General features: G+C 40.1%; 14 protein-coding genes. 11 read left to right on the top strand and 3 right to left on the bottom strand.

The genetic code is table 11. The features are described from left to right. Window positions 1–412: 412 nt before the first annotated feature. From hpsA to V7K41_RS28085, 9 genes are all read left to right on the top strand, one after another. Complete coding sequence (gene hpsA / locus V7K41_RS28045; protein ID WP_334853547.1) at window positions 413–5,257, top strand: hormogonium polysaccharide biosynthesis protein HpsA; 4,845 nt, start codon at window positions 413–415, stop codon at window positions 5,255–5,257. 262 nt (window positions 5,258–5,519) lie between these two features. After that, window positions 5,520–6,224, top strand: coding sequence for a hormogonium polysaccharide secretion pseudopilin HpsB (gene hpsB, locus V7K41_RS28050; protein ID WP_334853549.1), 705 nt, complete (start codon window positions 5,520–5,522; stop codon window positions 6,222–6,224). A 64-nt stretch (window positions 6,225–6,288) separates the two neighbouring features. Further along, on the top strand, window positions 6,289–7,317 hold the full coding sequence (gene hpsC / locus V7K41_RS28055) for a hormogonium polysaccharide secretion pseudopilin HpsC (RefSeq protein ID WP_334853551.1): 1,029 nt from the start codon (window positions 6,289–6,291) through the stop codon (window positions 7,315–7,317). Window positions 7,318–7,355: 38 nt separating this feature from the next. Continuing rightward, window positions 7,356–8,063: a prepilin-type N-terminal cleavage/methylation domain-containing protein gene (locus V7K41_RS28060; RefSeq protein ID WP_334853553.1), complete on the top strand. Its 708-nt coding sequence runs from the start codon at window positions 7,356–7,358 to the stop codon at window positions 8,061–8,063. A 221-nt stretch (window positions 8,064–8,284) separates the two neighbouring features. After that, window positions 8,285–9,244 (top strand): hormogonium polysaccharide biosynthesis glycosyltransferase HpsE, encoded by a 960-nt coding sequence (hpsE, locus tag V7K41_RS28065; protein ID WP_334853555.1) that lies wholly within the window; start codon window positions 8,285–8,287, stop codon window positions 9,242–9,244. A gap of 21 nt (window positions 9,245–9,265) precedes the next feature. After that, window positions 9,266–10,258: a hormogonium polysaccharide biosynthesis glycosyltransferase HpsE gene (gene hpsE, locus V7K41_RS28070; RefSeq protein ID WP_334853557.1), complete on the top strand. Its 993-nt coding sequence runs from the start codon at window positions 9,266–9,268 to the stop codon at window positions 10,256–10,258. 5 nt (window positions 10,259–10,263) lie between these two features. Beyond that, window positions 10,264–11,316, top strand: coding sequence for a glycosyltransferase (locus V7K41_RS28075; protein WP_334853559.1), 1,053 nt, complete (start codon window positions 10,264–10,266; stop codon window positions 11,314–11,316). Next, a complete protein-coding gene (locus V7K41_RS28080) occupies window positions 11,282–11,929 on the top strand; it encodes a pilus assembly FimT family protein (protein WP_334853560.1) in 648 nt (215 codons plus the stop codon). The genes V7K41_RS28075 and V7K41_RS28080 overlap by 35 nt, the downstream gene beginning before the upstream one ends. A 32-nt stretch (window positions 11,930–11,961) precedes the next feature. After that, window positions 11,962–12,615: a TIGR04282 family arsenosugar biosynthesis glycosyltransferase gene (locus tag V7K41_RS28085; RefSeq protein ID WP_334853562.1), complete on the top strand. Its 654-nt coding sequence runs from the start codon at window positions 11,962–11,964 to the stop codon at window positions 12,613–12,615. A gap of 142 nt (window positions 12,616–12,757) precedes the next feature. Here the strand turns inward: V7K41_RS28085 and V7K41_RS28090 are convergent, their stop codons facing one another. Continuing rightward, on the bottom strand, window positions 12,758–13,414 hold the full coding sequence (locus V7K41_RS28090) for an NAD(P)H-binding protein (protein ID WP_334853564.1): 657 nt from the start codon (window positions 13,412–13,414) through the stop codon (window positions 12,758–12,760). A gap of 178 nt (window positions 13,415–13,592) precedes the next feature. Between V7K41_RS28090 and V7K41_RS28095 the strand changes: the two genes are divergently transcribed. Continuing rightward, a complete protein-coding gene (locus V7K41_RS28095) occupies window positions 13,593–14,264 on the top strand; it encodes a DUF1997 domain-containing protein (protein WP_334853566.1) in 672 nt (223 codons plus the stop codon). 112 nt (window positions 14,265–14,376) lie between these two features. Here the strand turns inward: V7K41_RS28095 and V7K41_RS28100 are convergent, their stop codons facing one another. Next, window positions 14,377–14,847 (bottom strand): DUF4079 domain-containing protein, encoded by a 471-nt coding sequence (locus V7K41_RS28100; protein ID WP_334853568.1) that lies wholly within the window; start codon window positions 14,845–14,847, stop codon window positions 14,377–14,379. Between the two features lie 275 nt (window positions 14,848–15,122). On the opposite strand from V7K41_RS28100, the gene V7K41_RS28105 reads away from it, so the two are divergent. Continuing rightward, the gene (locus V7K41_RS28105) at window positions 15,123–16,406 is read left to right on the top strand and encodes an ankyrin repeat domain-containing protein (protein WP_334853570.1); all 1,284 of its coding nucleotides are present in this window, start codon (window positions 15,123–15,125) and stop codon (window positions 16,404–16,406) included. 744 nt (window positions 16,407–17,150) lie between these two features. Here the strand turns inward: V7K41_RS28105 and V7K41_RS28110 are convergent. Continuing rightward, complete coding sequence (locus V7K41_RS28110) at window positions 17,151–18,542, bottom strand: PP2C family protein-serine/threonine phosphatase (RefSeq protein WP_334853571.1); 1,392 nt, start codon at window positions 18,540–18,542, stop codon at window positions 17,151–17,153. Window positions 18,543–19,667: the final 1,125 nt, after the last annotated feature.

Genomic DNA, 19,667 nt, shown 5'->3' on the forward strand with positions numbered 1-19,667 from the left:
GTCGGGAATTTAAGCCGCACATCTGATTATTTTGCACCTAACTGATATTTTTCCTTTAACAGATGGGTATTATAAGCCTACTCTGCTGATAAAATCTTCATAAATTTGTTTTCAAATAAAACACATTTACGCAAATATACTGTGAAGTAATGCTCTTATTATTTATCAGGCTTGAACTAAATAATTCTGAAAAAATCAGTGTTTACCGGATAAAATGAACAATTTATAAATGATATAACTTTAATAAATTATCTTTTTTTTATAGCTATTTTATTTGGAAGTTAGTAAAGCCAAATGTAGTAGTTAGATAAATATCCTTTCATCTAATGCCTGTAAAAATACTTAATAGGCATAAGTGAAAACTTTGACAAAATAGAAAATCCGCTATAATCCACTTGACCAGGAAGCAGCTATGTCTCGAAAACGCCAGCTATTCAAGGTAATTAAAAAAACCTTCAGACAAATTAGCAAGCAGTTTGTCTCTGCAATTAATAAGCAAATTATTTGGCTTTTGCGAACTATTTCTGGTACTCGAAGAAGACGCGGCTCGGTTAACTCTGGCTTTGTATTGCCAACAGTGGCGATGGTAGTTTTGGTAGTCGTACTATTAACAACTGCAATTTTATTTCGGTCTTTTGAGCGTTCTAAAAATGCTAGTAACGTCCGCGTGAATGAAGCAACAATGCAAGCTGCCACCCCTGCATTAGAAAGGGCTAAAGCCAAAATAACTGCACTGTTTGCTGACCCGACTCTACCACGCTCTGTCCCATCAAATCTAACCCTATACAATACCTTAATTAATAAACTTTCTATCTATACATTTGGTGATGAAACTCCTATAACCCTGGCTTATAACCTTAATAAAAGTACTTCAACTCCGATGATTGAAGCAGGTAGTAGTATGGCTTTAGAAAATCAAGAAAACATACAAACAGCCTGGAAATTTCCTGCCGATACAGATAATAACGGTAAATTTGATAGCTTTATTCTCTATGGTCTCTACTTCCGCACTCCCCCCCAAACTGGTACAACCCAAACCAGAAGTAGAAGCCCACTAGATGCTAGAACTCCTCCTATGCTACCAGCTAAAGCAGGTGGAGCTTGTGACGTAGCTGGTGATACTAGTGCCAGCTTAGTAGGTAGTTCGGGTTGGTATAAACTACCAACTGGCGAATTGAAAAAAAGCTTTTTCGTTTATGCGGTAACGGTTCCCATTAGTGATATTGCTCAAGCTACTTCTCTTAATACACCAACAACCAAATATGAGCAGTATCGAGGTAATAAGGGCTTTTCTGCATTAGAAATGCAACAAGATCGTAGTCAAATTTCTATTACTAATAATGCCGTTGTCTATGAAGATGACTTAGATATTACACCAGGGCCGAGATTCCGTCTCAATGGACGCATCTTTACCAACAGTAACTTATTTACTGGTGAAACCGATCAAAATATAACCCTATTTCAGGTCAGTAGTAGGTATTCATGTTACTACGAACGAGAAAATGGCAAAATAGTTGTTGGCGGTAATATTGCAACTAGTAGCCCAATCAGTGCAACTGAGAAAGGTGGAACACGCGTAGATTTATTTAGAGAAAATAATACACCTGATATAACTAAATCTTTGGGAGTTACTAATAAAACTACCTCAAATAACTCGAATGACATTGCCTATAACACTCAGGCTTATGCTCAACGCATAGACTTATTAGTGAACGCACAATTAGCTAATACTGATCCTCAAGAAATCCAAACTAATATAAATAATCGGCTTCTAAGCGATCCAAGCTTGGATGCGACTAAAGTACGTAAGGAAGAATTGGGAAATTGGTTCCGTAAACGTACTAGGCGTGTACCATTTAAAGAAGTTCCTTATGGTACTTCTGGTATTGAAAAATCTGCTGGTGTCGATTATACCACAGCAGATGCAGCAACTTTTATGAAAGGTTCTATTAATACGCTACGTCCAATGGATGCGTGGATTTATCCAACAGATACTAATACAAAACTAACACTAAATACAGCGCAACTACCTACTGGAGATCCAGACGTTGTAGATAATACTCCTGTAATAGAAACACAGTTAGGCGATCGCATCGTAGTAGGCAATAACCTACCTGAACTTATATGGGACAACACAAAAGGAAAGTTTGTCGGAGATGATGATCCCCAACCTATCGATCCTGCTGTGAAGTGGACAGGTAGCACTACTAAAGATCGAACTCGTACCACTCGCGTCAGACAGTTATCAGATTTAGGGGTAACAGGACGTGATGGTTTTTGGGAAATTTCAGCCGCTTCACCCCGATCTAATCCCCTCGATGTGGTCGGTGGACTGAGGGTGATTACAGGTGCAGGAGTATATAGACCTACAGGTTCTGGACTAACACCTACTCGTCCAACACCACCTGATGATCCAAGCACGCCTGTGTCGGTAGTCAACGAAAGTGCTGGCACAGTAGTCTGGCCTGATACTATGCCTATGCTTGTACCCGATCCGCCCGATCCTCTTGATGCGAGTAAACAAAAACGTGGTGATTTGGTAATGCGTGCCACGGCAGTTTATCACTACAAGTTTGATTCCTACTATCCTGAGGCAGCTACACCAGACGATTATCAAACACCTATGGCCTGTGTAAGTAGTTACTACGATCCCACAAACATTGAGACAGCAAGAAATACAGGTACACTACCGGATGTGAGCGGTGACACAAGTGGTGCTAGACCTGCTGGAGCCAGATCAAATAATGGGGTTGTTTACGAGGCTCCCACTACTACATCTGCTGGCATAACTAGAGGACAGACAGTAGATAGCAATGGTTTTTTTGCAGCTGCGACTAACGATGATGATGTTACTAACACTAGCGTAACTTTGCTAAATCGCTTGAAACATCAAGCTAACTTGGTATTTCCCAATGGTCGCCTTGTGAATCCTCTACTTAGGCAAGCTTTGGCCAAAGCAACAACCAGCAAACTTACTCTTTCTGAGCAATCAGCAATTGACTCTACCATCTGTGCAATACAGATTGCTGATGGCACTCTAGCTCAGAGTATTACCTACATTCCTCATGGTGCAATCACAGAAAGGGCATTTCTTGATGCCCGACAAATTAAAGCTATAGATAAAGGTGGTGCATTAACTGGAAACTACAATCTGGAAGTCGAACAGCGTCAGCCTCTAGAAATTCGTGCCACTACCATAGATTTAAGTAAGTTTCGCACACAAGCAATCGGCGCTGCATCGGATAAAGAATATCTATTGCCCAATAGCGGCATTATCTATGCCTCCCGTGATGATGCTCAAAAAGATGCCAGTAACTCAGCTAGTGAAAATGTTAGTGCTACTGACTACAGGCTCGATCCAGAACGGCGACCCAACGCCATTATGTTGATTAATGGCAGTGACTTGAGTCGTAAGACTAATTACAGACCAGAAGAAAAAGGTTTAATTTTAGCAACTGAGCTACCAGTGTATGTTAAAGGCAATTTTAATCTGCACACTAAACAAGAATTCAAAACCCCGGATCTTTTACCTGCTCCCAGCGCTTCTAACTACGATACTAAATTTTACACTCGTGCTGAGACAAACCGCGATCCTGACTTTGCTTGTCGGCCTAGTGACCCTAGACTACCTAATTGCACAACAGGCGAAACCTGGCGACCAGCATCAGTAATTGCTGATGCTGTCACTTTGCTTTCTAATAGCTTCCGTGAAGGTTTCCGTAATGAGGGTGATTACGACTTGCGAAATAACCAAGGGAGCGATCCTAACCTCGTACTCAGCCGACTAAAGGTAGGTTTCTGGAATAACAACTTCGTCACTTCATCTAAATTCTTGATTGACTCTGGTGGTGATGCCTACTATCAAGGTACTCCCACTTCTACCGACAATAACAGTTCTTACTTGACCAACTTTGTCACACCCATTCAACGCCGAGGAACTTTCCCAGAGTATGTAATGGAGATGTGCTTCAAGATACCAGTTTCGGAATGTGGAGTATTGGATTGGTATATTGGTTACGATGGCGATCAAACAATACAATCCCATAATCTTCCAGCAAATGCAGAGCGTAGCAAACTCTTAGCTGGTACTACCGCCCAACTGGCACAGCCTGGTTTTGAAAGATTTGCCCGCCGAGTTGCCTACAAACGAAATACTTCGGGTCAAACAGTTAAAACTGATGGTACTTTTATACCTTTTAATACCGCTACTCCGGTTGTACTGGGCATAAAAACAGTGGGCGGAAAGAAGGTAGTTGACCAATTTAGTAACGGTACCTTACCTGAAACAGCAACTAATGCCCTATGGTTTGCAACTACAACAGATACTAATTACGGTGGAGCACCAGGGTCAGGACTCGATAAAATAGAATACAACGCCACTAATCGTCTATTCTTCAGGTACCACAGACCACCAGCTTCTAGTTTGAGGGATTTTCCTGGAACTACAACAGGATTGATTCTTACAGCCAGAGATGCGACATACCAGCCGTTATTAGAACCTGTATTGCAATTACAGGTAACAACCGTAGCACCTCAAGATCAAGGTTACGCCAGTTTAGCAGGATTATCTAGTCTTGTTAAAAACACTAGATGGTTGTCTCAGGCAAGTGCAACAACTTTTAATCTAGTTGTTGCTGCTGGTGATAGTCCGGCTCGTGTGGGTCCAAATACCTACGAAATCAATGGGGGTTTGCATAACTTTGTGCGGTTTTTAGAAAACTGGGATGGGGTTGATGCCAATATCAACGGTTCATTCATCCAATTTAAACGCAGTATCTATGCTACCGCACCATTCCAAGCTTTTGTTAGACCAGGACCAACAACTGCTCCAGCAACCACTGCTGACCCTAATTTTACTGACACTGCTAGCCTTGCTAAGAATAACAGTATCTTTTTCAGAGTTCTGCATTCTGCAAGACCTGGTTACACATCAGATAGTACTTATGTTACTAATCCTAGTGGTGAAGCGCCTTTTTATATGCCTCCTAACCGTAACTGGGGTTTTGATGTGGCGTTATTAGCGCAAAACCCCGACTTGTTTGCGCAGCGCTTTGTAACTCCAGCAGCAGATCCTCCGAATGAATACTTCAGAGAAGTAGGCCGCGATGACCTTTGGGTGAAAACTCTGTTGTGTGCTGTCCAAACTCAAACAGCGGATGGGTTTGATACTGCTGACACTAGTTACTTTGGCAGTGGTTTCAAATTTGCGCTACCTGCAACTGAACGTCCTACTAGCTGCCGACTCCAACCATCCTAAAGTGTCTGAATGAGAGTTTTTACAGCACTTTTTAGGTGAATAGACCACGTTAACAGACCTAGCCTCTTTCCCTAATGGGGAAGAGGTTTGGAGAGAGGTTACGAGTGTATTAAGCTGTTCCACATTTAAATTGCATAAGCTGGGCGGGCAGGATGCCCACCCCACAAGAATTATATTTAATTCGATTATGCAAATTAGATGTTTTTTAGCTTACACCCGATCGCAAATTACTGTAAAACATAGCCTTATTAAAAAATTGAGTATGAACCCACGTCAACTACAACAATTATCTGCTCAGTCTAACGAGTCTGGTTTTACGATCATTGAGTCCCTTGTGGCGATCCTCGTAGTTGCCATTTTGCTGGTAGCGATCGCACCTGTCCTAGTAATGTCAACAGCAACTCGTGTGCAAGCTAAACGGGTCGAATTAGCAACAGGAGCGGCTAAAGCCTTCATTGATGCTATTAAGTCTAAAACAATCGCAGAATCTCAAGTATCAAATACTACCTCACTTTCTGCTGCAACTGCTGCTGCACGCAGAACAGTATCAAGCTCAACTACCAGTGGTGACTATTTAATCAGTAGTGCAGCTGTTCCCGCAGACGCAACTAGTTTATATTGCTTTCACAAGGATGGCACAATCACTCTACCAGCCACCTGTACAACCAGCCAAGTTCAGTTTTACATTCAGGCTTTTGGCAATGCAGTTGGAACTATCAGCACAAGTAGCGCTCAAATTGATAGCGGTCAAAGCTATCGTTTGGGAGTTCGGGTATATCGTTCAGATGCCTTCATCGGTACTGGTAGCTTGAAAAAAAGTAGTGATAGCAATGGAAAAACGGCAGCAACATTCACAGGGGGACTAGGCGATCGCAAAGCTCCCCTAGTAGAAATGACAACTGAAATTGTCAGGGGTCAAAGTTCCTATAGCGCTTTGTGCGATCGTCTTGGTGGTTGTCAACCATAATTAACTCGGTAAACATAAATAGTTTTATAACTCAATATCGGTCACTAAGGAGAACTGTAGCAAAATGAATATATTGAGGTGGCTGTTAAGTACTCAGCTAAAACCCTCTCACAAGCAAAACAAAAATAGTGGCTTTACCCTGATTGAATTACTGGTGGCTATGCTCATTGCATTTTTAGTAATTACGCCGTTACTAAGTTTTATGATCAGTGTTTTAAACACTGATGGTCAGGAACAAGCCAAAGCAAACTCTGAGCAAGAAATTAAAGCTGCACTAGATTATATTACTCGCGATCTCCAACAAGCAATATATATATATGATGCTACTGGAATTGCTTGTCTAAGCGGTACTGTTGATACTAGTACCGATAATACTTGCCCAAATGCAAGTACAACTGGGAATCAACTACCTAGTGGAACAGATAAAGTTCCTGTGCTTGTTTTTTGGAAACGAGAATTTAGCCAAAACGTTGTTGAAACTAGAAATTCTTCAGATGCGGTTCAATTTAAAGATGATACTTTTGTTTACTCATTGGTAGCTTACTATTTAATTCAAGACGGTAGTCCTAACTGGTCTAAGGCTGCCCGCATCGCCAGATGGCAAATTAAAGATGGCGTTCCAAATACTGCTGCTAGAGTAACAGTAGGTGCTTGCGAAGGATTTCCCACCGAAAAATATCTCCCATGTCCAGATAAAGGTTTTAAGCAATTTGACTTGTCACAAAAAGGCATAACATTACAAGCAAAAATGAATAGTTGGACAAGAGGGGGAATTTACAATCAAGATCCCGTGGTGTTGGTTGATTTTATAGATCAAACAACAATAGCACAGGGAGCGCCAGCAGCAATATGCTCTACTGACTTTAGTCAAATTCCAGTAGCAGCAACTACTGTCAAAACAGGATTCTATGCTTGTGTAGATTCAGTTAGTGCAAATAATAGAAGTGCTGCGGAAGTTTATTTAAGGGGTAATGCACAAGCTCGTTTAATACAAAATGATGAAACTAAAGTACGTTACGCGCAGAGTAAATCTAGTTATTTTCCGAGTGCAAACATTAAGGTTCAAGGAAGCAGCTTCATCTTTACCAAATAGCTTCTATCTTTGACAAATATTCATAAAAGCAGGATAGTATGCCGAATATTCCTAGTTTAAGACTATTAGATTCTTTCCAATTGCACAGCCGAGAAACAAAGCTGAAGCAACAATATTTAGCAAATAGATCCTCTACCGATGGCTACAATCAACAAGATGCTGGATTTAGCCTGATAGAGTTAATAGTAGTACTGCTGTTAGTAGGAATTTTAGCAGCGATCGCAGCCCCTGGTTGGTTTGCCTTTGTGAACCGACAACGCTTGAATAAAGCTCAAGATGCTGTTTTAGCTTCCATACAGCAAGCACAGCAAACAGCTAAAAAGAACAAACTTAGCTACAGTGTCAGTTTTACAACTGATAGCACCACCAAGGTAATAAAAGTTGCTGTTTATCCCAGTTCCTCTGCTATTCTCTTAAGTGATAATACATGGCAAAGCTTGGGTGGAGATTTACAAATTCCAGCAGGCTCAGTGTTGTTAAGTAGTAACATTATTAGTCCAAACACAATTGGTACTTTAGACTCTAGAGCATACGATTCTACTAATCAACCAAACACTATTACCTTTGACTATATGGGTACTCTTACTTTTACCACAACCCCAACATCACCAAACGCACTAGGTTTAAAAATTGTACTGGCTTCTGCTGGAAGTTCTGTATCATCCTCTAATAGCTTAAAGCGATGCCTTATCGTCAATACTCTTTTAGGCGCAACTCTTAAGAAAAAAGATGGTGACTGCAATTAAATTTACTTGTAGCAGTAAAATAGAAAAGATACCTAAAAATACGGTATATAAAACGGCAAAAGAGATAGCAAAATTGATAGAGAAGTTGCAATATGACTGATTTTACATATTTGACTGATTATTAACCACCAGGAAGAATTTGTAATATATTGTCGTATTTTCATTACTTGAGCATACTATAAAGAGTATCACATCATACTTAGAAATATAATTTTAGAGCAATGAACAATTGCCTTGACTTTACTGTAGCTATCCCAACTTATAACGGTGAAAGTCGTTTGCCTGAACTGCTAGAACGGCTACAAAACCAACTTCACACCGAAAATTTATCTTGGGAAATTATAGTTGTAGACAATAACAGCACTGATAATACAGCTAAAGTTGTTCAAACCTATCAAAAAGATTGGCGATGTCCTTACCCTTTAAAGTATTGCTTTGAAGCAAAACAAGGCGCAGCTTATGCTCGAAAAAAGGCAGTTTTAGAAGCTAAAGGTAGATTCATAGGTTTTCTAGATGATGACAACTACCCAGTATCAAATTGGGTAGTCGCAGCTTATGCTTTTGGTGCAAAATATCCCAAAGCGGGAGCTTATGGCAGCCAAATTCATCCAGACTGGGAAGTAGAACCACCGGAAAATTTTAAGAGAATTGCTCCATTCTTAGCAATTACAGAACGCGGGAATCTACCGCTATTATATGAAGCATCTAAAAAATTACTACCCCCTTCTGCCGGACTTGTTGTCCGTAAAAAAGCATGGTTAGAAAGCATACCAGATAAGTCTATTTTAACTGGTAGAGTTAAAGGCAATATGCTTACCAGTGAAGATTTAGAAATGTTGTCTTATCTCCAAAAATCAGGATGGGAAATCTGGTATAACCCAGAAATGGAAATATCACACAAAATACCTAAATTGCGTTTGCAAAAAGATTATTTAATTCCATTTTTCCGAGGTATTGGACTTAGCCGTTGTGTAACTAGAATGGTAAATATAAAACAAATATATAGACCATTTGCTCTTTTATCTTATATGATAAATGACTTGCGTAAAATCACGTTACACTTACTCAAATATCGAACTAATCTGAAAAATGATTTGGTAGCTGCTTGCGAAATGGAACTTTTTTTAAGTAGTTTCATTAGTCCTTTTTATCTGTGGAAAAATGGATACTTTAAAAAATAAATTATTAAAACGTTAAATATTATGACTGACTTAACAGCTGAAAATTTAGATATTACCGTAGCCATCCCTGCATACAATGGAGCAACCCGTTTACCTAAAATTTTGGATAAGCTATTAACCCAGACAGGAGTAGAACAACTTAACTGGGAAATTGTTGTTGTGGATAATAATAGTTCTGATAACACGTTTGAAATAATCCAGAATTACCAAAAAAGATATGATGGAAACTGTCATTTAAGATATTTTTTAGAAACCGAACAGGGAGCAGCTTTTGCCAGATTGCGAGCAGTACGTGAAGCCAAAGGGCAGCTAATCGCATTTTTAGATGATGATAATTTACCTGCTGCTGATTGGTTATCAGAAGCATATACTTTTGGATTAGAGTATCCTCAAGCAGGTGCTTGGAGCGGACAGATTCATGGTGATTTTGAAGTAAACCCGCCAGAAAATTTTGAAAGAATTCAAGCTTTTTTAGCTATCAGAGAACATGGTTCAAATCCATATTTATTTGACGCAGATAATTTAAGACTTCCTCCTGGTGCAGCGCTTGTTGTTCGGAAAGAGGTATGGCGTGAAAATGTACCACAGCGGCCTAATTTAAGTGGGAAGCTGCCTGGTATTTTGGTGCAGGGTGATGACTATGAACCATTGCTTTACATACATTATGCAGGCTGGCAAATTTGGTATAATCCTGCCATGCATACTTATCATCAAATACCACATTGGCGACTTGAGAGAGATTACCTCCTAACTCTGGCACGCGGTTGTGGCTTATGTATTTTCCAGTTAAGCTTGATAAATACTAAAAATTGGCAAAAACCAATAGTGTTTATGAAAACTATTTTAGGGAATTTACGCCGAGCATTAAAACACCTAATTCACTATAGAGGGCAATTTAAAAGTAATCTAATTGCTCTTTTTGAGATGGAGTTTTACTTGGCTAGTATGATGAGTCCTCTCTACTACTTAAAATGCCGTCTAGGTAGAGTATTAAAAAACAAATTAGCCCTGTAAAAGCGATGAAAACCAGCAAACCAATACCAAAAATTTCTGTAATCATTCCCACTTATAACAATGAAAAGACTATTAAGTATACAATTCAATCTGTTTTAAATCAAACTTTTACTGACCTAGAATTAATTGTAATTAATGATGGCTCAGAAGACTCAACTCTAGAAGTTGTGACAAAAATCCAAGACTCAAGAATAAAAGTATTTTCCTATTCCAACGCTGGCGGAAACATCAGCCGGAATCGAGGGCTACACCATGCTGTTGGAGAATTTGTTAGTTTCTTAGATGCAGATGATCTTTGGACACCTGATAAACTTCAATCTCAGTTAAAAGCTCTGCAAGAAAATATTACTGCAAAAGTTGCTTATAGTTGGACTGATTATATTGACGAAAATGGTCAATTTTTACTTTCAGGTAAGCGGATTAATGTAAATGGAAATGGTTATGAAAAACTGTTATTAAATAACTTTCTAGAAAATGGTTCCAATCCCTTAATTTCTAAAAAAGCTTTAATTACATTAGGTGGCTTTGACGAATCTCTAAGTGCGGCTCAGGATTGGGATATGTGGCTGCGATTAGCCTCTAACTTTGATTTTATATGTGTACCATCTGTACAAATCTTATATCGCATAAGCGCTAATTCAGTTTCTTCCAATCTTGTCAGGCAGGAAAAAACCTGCTTGCAAGTGCTTGATAGAGCGTATAAGGAAAAACCTTCGACACTTAAGCAGAGTTGGAATATAAGCCTAGCAAATTTATATAAATATCTGACCTGTAAAGCTTTACAAAAGCCATTTAATCGGCAAAAAAGTCTAGCCGCTGCTAGATTTCTGTGGAAGTATTTTCTTAACGACCCTGCAAGACTTCAAAATATAAATTTCACCCTAAAATTGTTCTTGAAAATTGTCATAATTTTTACTTTGCCCACCTTGTTTTACAGTATTATTAATCAGCGCGAAGTCAGAAGCGAAGAAGCTGAAATGTTGGTCAACATCTGGGTAGCTGAAAATCGACCAGTAAGCAAAAATGGATATCCAGGTGCATTTACGATCTCTAGTTAATGCAAAAAATCTCTGGAATAATCACTCTAACAGTGGTTTTACCTTACCAGAGATGTTAGTAGTTGTTGTATTAATTGGTATATTAGCTACAATCGGAATACCTAACTGGCTAACTTTTGTAGAGATTCGCCGTCTTAACACTGCCCAAAACGAGGTTTATTATGCTATACGCCAAGCCCAAAACCAAGCTACCAAAGATAAATTGACTAAGCAAGCCAGTTTTCGCATACAAAATGGTGTTGTCCAATGGGCAGTCCATCAAGCAGAAGCAGGACAATTCATTCCTGATGCTGTTAAAAACAATGGCAACCTATGGCATAATCTTGAGCCAAACATTCGCATTGATGAAGAGGAAAACAATAAAGGAAAAAAAGAGACAACTTTACTAAAACACACTTCACAGCAAATGTGGCGAGTTTTATTTAACTATCACGGTTGTCCTATCTCTGAAATTGGAAATCAGTGTACAGTAGGCGGATTAGGACAGATAACCTTCTACAGCTTGAATGGTGGTAAAGCTAGACGTTGTGTCTATGTTTCTACAATCTTGGGAGCTATGCGAACGGGAAAAGATCATGCTAGAGCCAACGAAAACGACAAGTATTGCTATTAAGATATTTTTAATTGATTCAAACAAGGTATTGTGTGCTGAACTTACCAGCAAACCCAAAACAGCACCTGATTATTTTCACCCGCTATCCAGAACCAGGTAAGACAAAAACCCGATTGATACCTGTTTTGGGAACTGTTGGTGCTGCTAATTTTCAACGGAAAATGACTGAGCATACAATATTTCAGGTTCAAGAATTGCAAAAAGCCCTTGCTATATCTGTAGAAGTGCGGTTTGCAGGTGGCGATTCGCAACTTATGCAAGACTGGCTGGGGTTGGATTTGGTTTACCAGTCTCAAGGTGAAGGGGATCTAGGTTTGCGGATGGCGCGATCGCTTTTTGATGCTTTTCAAGCTGGTGCAAAAAAAGTAATTATCATTGGTACAGATTGTCCTGGAGTGAATGCCAAGATTTTAGCAACAGCTTTTGAGAAGTTACATGCCTTTGACCTCGTACTTGGGCCTGCGATCGATGGTGGATATTACTTAATTGGTTTGCGCCAACCCATCCCGGAGCTATTTGTTAACATCGAGTGGGGAACTGCTCAAGTATTCCAGAAAACGGTGGATATTGCCCAGAAACTTAATTTATCATACGTGGACTTGTTGCCGTTAGCTGATGTTGACCGACCGGAGGATCTGTCAATCTGGGAACAAGCCCTTGCAGGAAAGATGGAGCGATCGCTTTAGGGAGTGGAATCAAAGGGCGGTCTAATTTAAATAATGCAAGCTAATTGAAAAAGTGCGTAGGCATTACTTTTCCATAAAGATGTGATCTGACGATCTTGGGGATGAGAATTAACAGACAGAAGCAATAAAATCCTGTGGAATATCAGCACTGTTGAAATAGCTCCTTAAAGCTTTTTGAGACTGCTTCAGGTTTAGCAATAATTTCGACAATTTTATTGCCTGCATCTGCTTCAAACAGAGCCTCAACAGCAACTTGGGCGACTTTCTGCCTGGGGATGCTACCATCAAACAGTGTATCTGCACTCTGCATCACAATGTGGTCAGAGTTGTCTTCATTCTTTAACCCCCCAGGTCGGACAATCGTATAAGTAAGACCACTTTTCTGAATATACTCTTCAGCTTGTTTTTTCCACAACAAAATTAGCCAAAACAAGTTCAGCGGATGGAAAAGTCGGGATGTACACAAAGAAGAAACTAAGATGAGATGCTCAATTCCCTTTGCCTTAGCAGCATCTACTAAATTTTTATTCCCTTCAAAATCCACTTTATAGGGGCCAGTGGGGTCAAAGCTAGGTTTTGCCCCAGTCGCAACCAACACAACTGTGCTATCTCCCAACGCAGCAGTTAAACTTTCTGGTTGTAACACGTCGCCTACTACTAATTCGGCTTCAGGAGACAGAATACCCCTAGCTTTCTCTATATCCCGCACCAAGGCTCGGACGGGAATATTCCGCGCTATCAATTCTTGCACAATCCGACGGCCTGTTTCACCTGTTGCCCCTGCTACAAATGCTTTCATGATAAATGTTATCCTGAGAAACTATTGTGTGCTTGTTCAGTTCTTTATTTTAGTAATTCTATGGAGCCGATCGCAGATTAATGAGGTTTCGGTCAAAATGGGATCTAAATGCGAAATGACCCAGGTGTATGGGGAATCATTAATATAGACTAACGCCAAAATATACAGTAATGCATTTATGCTTTCAAGAAAAGGCGAATATAAATCCTGGGAAATAACAGAAGCAGTTTTACCTGTAGCGTCCAGCCAAGAAGTTGAGGACACATTAACAGAACCAAATGTAGCGACGCTCACAAAATTTTACGGTCGTTATGAAGATTTTATGGAAATGGCTGCCCCAGTAGAGAAGGTTGCTGAGTATCTAAATGCTCACGCCTCATGGTTTTCGCGCTGCGCTGAACCCATGAAGGTACAATCACTTGGGGAAAATGGCTATGCTTTAATAATTGGTCGTTTTGGTTCTTTTGGTTATGAAGTAGAACCGAAAATAGGTTTGGAATTGTTGCCCCCAGAGGAGGGTATTTACCGCATCCGTACAATCCCCATTCCTGACTACCAACCGCCTGGTTATGACGTAGACTATAACGCATCTCTACAGTTAAAAGAAACCAATGTTTCCACTAGCATTGGTAAGGTTACAAGAGTTGAATGGGAATTGGATTTGATAGTTTATCTTCACTTTCCCAGATTTATTCAGCGATTACCCCAGTCTATAATTCAATCTACAGGCGATCGCTTACTTAATCAAATTGTCCGCCAAGTCTCCCGCCGCTTAACTCGCAAAGTTCAGGAAGATTTTCATAAATCTTTGGAAATACCCTTTCCTGCTAATTCTAAACAAAAGCGCTGAGTCAACAGTCCTTTGTCATTGCTCATACACTAATGACAAATGACAAAGCGCAAAGTCTGAGCGGAGGAAACCTCCGATCAGAACTTTGTAAGAGAGGACAAATGACAAAGGACTAAGCTTGAGTGAGAATTTTTTGGACAATTTGCACCCCAGTAACAGCCTGCCAAGCAAAAAGTCCCAAAAGGATAAAATTCAACAAAATGTGAGTTGCACGTGCCCAATTTGCCCCTTTCTGCATATAAGGAGACAAAGCAGCAGAAAATGCAATCAAACTCGTCATACCCAGTCCTGCTAATAGGTGAGACCCGACAAATAACTTTTGGTTATTAATGTAAGTGACAGCCATAGCAGCGATCGCACCTGCTACCATCAAAGCTAGGAGTATAGACCCCATTTGGTAGTGTCTAACGTTATATCTACCTTTAATCAGTTCTTTCTTTTCTTCCCCCTGAGCATTTCTGGTACGCTGTACTTGCAGCCCCAAGTAGGCAGCATAAATCGAAAGTGCTAATAGCGCCCACATGAGCACAGGATGAAAGAAGTTCAGCCAATATTTTACCGACGTAGAAAGTTCCAGACTCATCGTGTTCTCGCCTAATCATTAAATCTTCATAAAAATTAGCATAACTCTATTTTCTGTGCTTAAATTGGCACAAATTGAAGAAGTCATTAGTCATTAGTCATTTGTCATTGGTTATTAATTCTTCTCCCTCACTCCCTCATCTCCCCCTATCCCCTTGTCCCCTACTCATCATCTCCCCCTACTATTTTCCTTTGCCCTCTTGCCAAAGTGGATAAACAATCTCAGACTAAATTTTGAGGGTAGACGAACAAAATCCCCTGTGTGGGATCTGATCCATGACTGAAAACAACGATACTTTACTGCTTAAAGCTGCTAAAAGTGGTGATATTAAGGGGCTGTGTGCGCTACTAGGTGCTGGTGCGAGGGTGGACGTATGCGATCGCCAAGGCACTACGGCGTTAATGTTTGCTGCTAATTTAGGCTACACCGAAATTGTGCGATCGCTTCTGGATGCTGGGGCAAATATCAACTTGCCCAGAAAACTCTATGGTTTGACGGCTTTGATGTTGGCGGCTAGTGCCAAACAGCTTGACATTGTGCAACTTTTACTATCTAGAGGTGCAGATGTTAATGCCACTAATGAAGATGGCAGTACAGCTTTAATGGCAGCAGTACTCAAAGGTCATATTGATGTAGTGCGAGTTTTATTGGCTGCTGATGCCCAAGTTAATATCGCAGATCGAGATGATGATACGGCGTTGAAACTCGCCGTTAAGCAGGGAAAAATAGAAGTTATAGAAGCAATTCTCCAAACTGGTGTTGATGTCAATATCCACGATGAGGAAGGTGAGACACTCTTAATGCTAGCGGCAGACTTGGGACATCTGGAGATTGTGGAAGCACTGCTAGCAGCAGGGGCTGATGTGAATGTGAAAAACGCTGATGGTGGAACTGCCCTATCGGCAGCAGTAGCGACTGGACACAGTGCGATCGCAGCAGCTTTACTAGATAGAGGTGCCCAGATTAATCTCCAAGATAAAGATGGTGAAACGGCCTTACACCTTGCCGTTGTGGAAGGCTACATTGATGTCGTGCAAATATTACTTAACAGGGGTGCAGATGTCCAAATTAGCAACCACCTGGGCGATACACCACTGCTTGTAGCAGCATTGCAGGGACATAGCCACATTGTCGAGGCACTGCTATGTTCTGGCGGAGATATAAATGGGAAAAATCTTGGTGAAGTACCTTTGACGTTGGCTGTATCACAAGGACACACCCAAACGGTGCAAGTGTTGTTAGACTATGGTGCTGATGTCAACATTCCAGGGGATGATGGCAAAACTGCTTTGATCAAGGCAACCGAATGCAAACACAAAGAGATCGTACATTTGCTGCTGGCAAAGGGGGCAGATGTGAATTTTCAAGACTCAGCAAGGGCCACATCATTGATGTGGGCTGCTTCAGCAGGTTATGGCGAAATTGTGCAGTTATTACTCCAAGCTGGGGCAGATGTGAATTTTAAAAACCGGGGTGGTTATACTGCTTTGATGATTGCAGAATTTAATGGTTATAAGAATGTGGTGCGGAGTTTGCAACAAGCTGGGGCGCAAGAATAGAATAGCTATCTAAATTTTTCTTCATCTAAAATGTTTTCAGATACAGCAGATTTCAAGGAAAGTCAGATACACAACGATTCGTCTGTTACCCAGATATAATCTGAATTCTGAATTCTAAATTCTGCTGTATATCTTGACAAATTATTAAATGAGGGTTATTAACTTAAATACTAAAGAAGTTTAACTAATTACTAATTCGTAATGACACTCTCTATGAGACGCTGCGCTAGAAAGCGTCATTATCAATTACGAATTATTTTAAAATAACTAAGTCTAGACTTAAGAAATAAATAAAGCAAAACTCCGTCGTAGCTATTGTGAACTTGCTACGGCGGAGAAAGAAAAAATTAAAACGCCAAAAGGGAGCAGACCAAATGCTTGCGTCACAAGATAGAAAGAAAGCAAAAATGAAAAATTAAATTTACTTTTTACTTTTTACCTTGTACCTTTTACCTTTTACCTGCTCTCCCCCTTGGCGTTTCCTACTGTGCTAGATGTGCAAAATATATAGTTTTTAATTGAACAGAAAAGTATTCTAACGATCATTTTTTATGTATTATCCTAAAGGCTAAATACAAACAAGTCACCAAAAAAGGTTGATGTACAACTATTTGGGCGATCGCTACGGAAATTTAAATAAAAATAAATAAAAAATTAAATTTAGTAGAATCACTGTAGTGAATCTTCTGTCACCATAATCCTAAGCATTGACTCATGACTTGACCGAGTATAAATGCCCAATGATTATAAAATTTGCAGAACAACTAGTGTCATATCATCAGTGTTTTGTTTATCAGCACCGATGAATTGCTGAACTTGGTCAAATAAGTAATCCACAATCTCCTCTGGCCCATTGCAGTATTTACAAGCAGTATTGAAGCCAGCAACAAAATTGTCTTCATCAAAGCGATCGCCACCAGCAGCAGCGGCATCGGTCAAGCCATCTGTATAGTAAATAATTGTATCTCCAGGCTCTAACTGTGCCTGGGCATCTTCATATTGGCTGTTAGCATCCAAACCGATTAACATTCCCAAAGTATCTAAACGGGTGACAGTTTTTGTCGCTGCGTGCCACCACAAGGGAGGATTGTGTGCCGCATTGCTATAAGACAGAATTCGGCTGTGGGGGTTATATTCTGAGTAAAATAGCGTTACAAAGCGATGGGAATTTTCCAAATCCGCATACATAACTCTATTTAAGTTTTGTAGAATTCTGGCTGGGGAATTACCATGTAGCACTTCTCCTCGTAGCATTCCCCGCATCATCGTCATAATCAGCCCAGCGGGGACACCTTTGCCCATGACATCTCCAATAACCAAACCCCAGCGACTAGTTTCGGTGCCACTTTTGATCTTGGGCTGAATCTTATTATGATTGGTAGCAATAAAGTCGTAGTAGTCTCCGCCGACGCGATTGGCAGGTTTACAGCGTGCCGCTAGGACTGCACCAGGAATTGTAGGGCATTGACGTGGTAGAAGTCGCCGTTGAATTTCTGCGCCAATTTCTAATTCTTGGTCTAGGCGTTCTTTTTTTCTTAGTTCCACAGCTAGTTCATCGTTTTCGATCGCTACTGCTGTTTGGTCTGCCACTAACCTAACTAACTTTTGCCTGGTTTCTGTCCAACTATATTCTGGATCGCGGCTCAAGACGTAGAGCCATCCCCGTTCTGTATGCTTTACCAGAATTGCCGTACCAAAGATTTGCACATCTGGCCCCAAATAGCGATGCATCTGATCGTCTAAAATTCCTGTGGCATTAGCTAGGGGGGCAGTATTTGGCAAAAGCGTGATTTGACTACTGGCTATTTCTAGCGCTTTGCGGATATTCTTGCGCTGGCCACTATCTTGCCAATGTAACTGTTCTAACCTGACTTGACCATTAGGTTTGTAGAGAAACAGGGCGCTACCGTCTGCATCTGTGACTCTTGTTGCCATCAGCGGAATCAGTTCCAAAAACTGATTCAAATTATTAAAACTTCTCAGGGCAAATCCTAAAGAACTTAGCAAATCTTGAATTTTGTTCTGTTCCCGGTGCAACCTTGCCACGAGTTCTTTAAGTGCCACGACTGGTGTGACATCCGTCGCGGCACTACTATTATTATCAATGGGTTGAGAGGGCAGTTGAGACACAGGCACAGGTATTATTGCACTTTATATTGGCAGATTTTAGATTACTTATAAATCTTTTGACTTTTGGCATTGCTAAACCATATTTAGACAAGACTTGTCATTTTAGCAAGAGTATAAAGACGTAACAGGCAAATTTTATAAGTATTTTATTTGCTTATTGTATTTCTAATGGAATGTTAGTAATTTCAAATCATGTATTTTTAGTCCAAACTCTACCCGTAAAAATTACTAGTTTTGCTGATATTTCAGAAAGTTTTTCATTTTTTCATAGCTTAATTCCCAAAGCATATCTCTAAAGTCAGAAAAATACTTTATTCAAAGAATAATTGATAACGCTTTCCGAGGGACTGTTTGGGCAGAGGAAACTAGAAGACTACAAGTCTTTTGAGTGAAAACCTCTATAAGCGCTCAAATCGAGCTTGGCTTGGTAAAAAACAGACTTACACTCATTCCCAAATCTGAGAATATATAAATAAGTCTTCAAATACTTAATTTGTATACCATAGTTGCCGGGATAATTGCCAAGATTGAGCTTTTCCATTTTTAATTTCTCGTTTTGCGAATTTTGAGTTGCTGAAGACGCAAAACTTAAACCCATCAAAACGGGACAAAAGTGAAGTAACTCTATCTTTTGAGTCAGCTGTAACAGAGTTAAACCATTAGCCTGTAATTTATTTTAGGGGTGAGTCATTTGGTAAGTGTAAGATATGAATAGAAGATATGACACTAAAAATAGAAGAAATATCTTCCAATAAATTTAAGTCAAAAGTCAGAAAAAGTCTTTCCATTTAACCATCAGAATTCAAACCTATCGAGAAACGTTGCACGTAGCTTGCTTCCCCGGAGGGGTACAAGTCGCCATAGCCAACACTAGACACTTATGCAGGGAAAACCTCCCGCAGTGCTGAAATCACCCGCGTTGCCGAACCAACACACTGCTCACCACTGAGACTGCTGTCCATCCCACAATATAATAATTGTATTTGTGGGGGTGAGCGTCTCGATTCCCTTTTCAATTGCTGCAAGATCAAAGTTTAGGCACTTTTGTATGTCGCACTAAATACCGTACTACTACATTTAAAAAGCCCGTTTAAGACTTAAAAAATGGCATTAGCTAGAAATTTTAGCAAA

Origin of the sequence: Nostoc sp. (assembly GCF_036917415.1) — a bacterium.
Taxonomy (GTDB): Bacteria; Cyanobacteriota; Cyanobacteriia; order Cyanobacteriales; family Nostocaceae; genus Nostoc.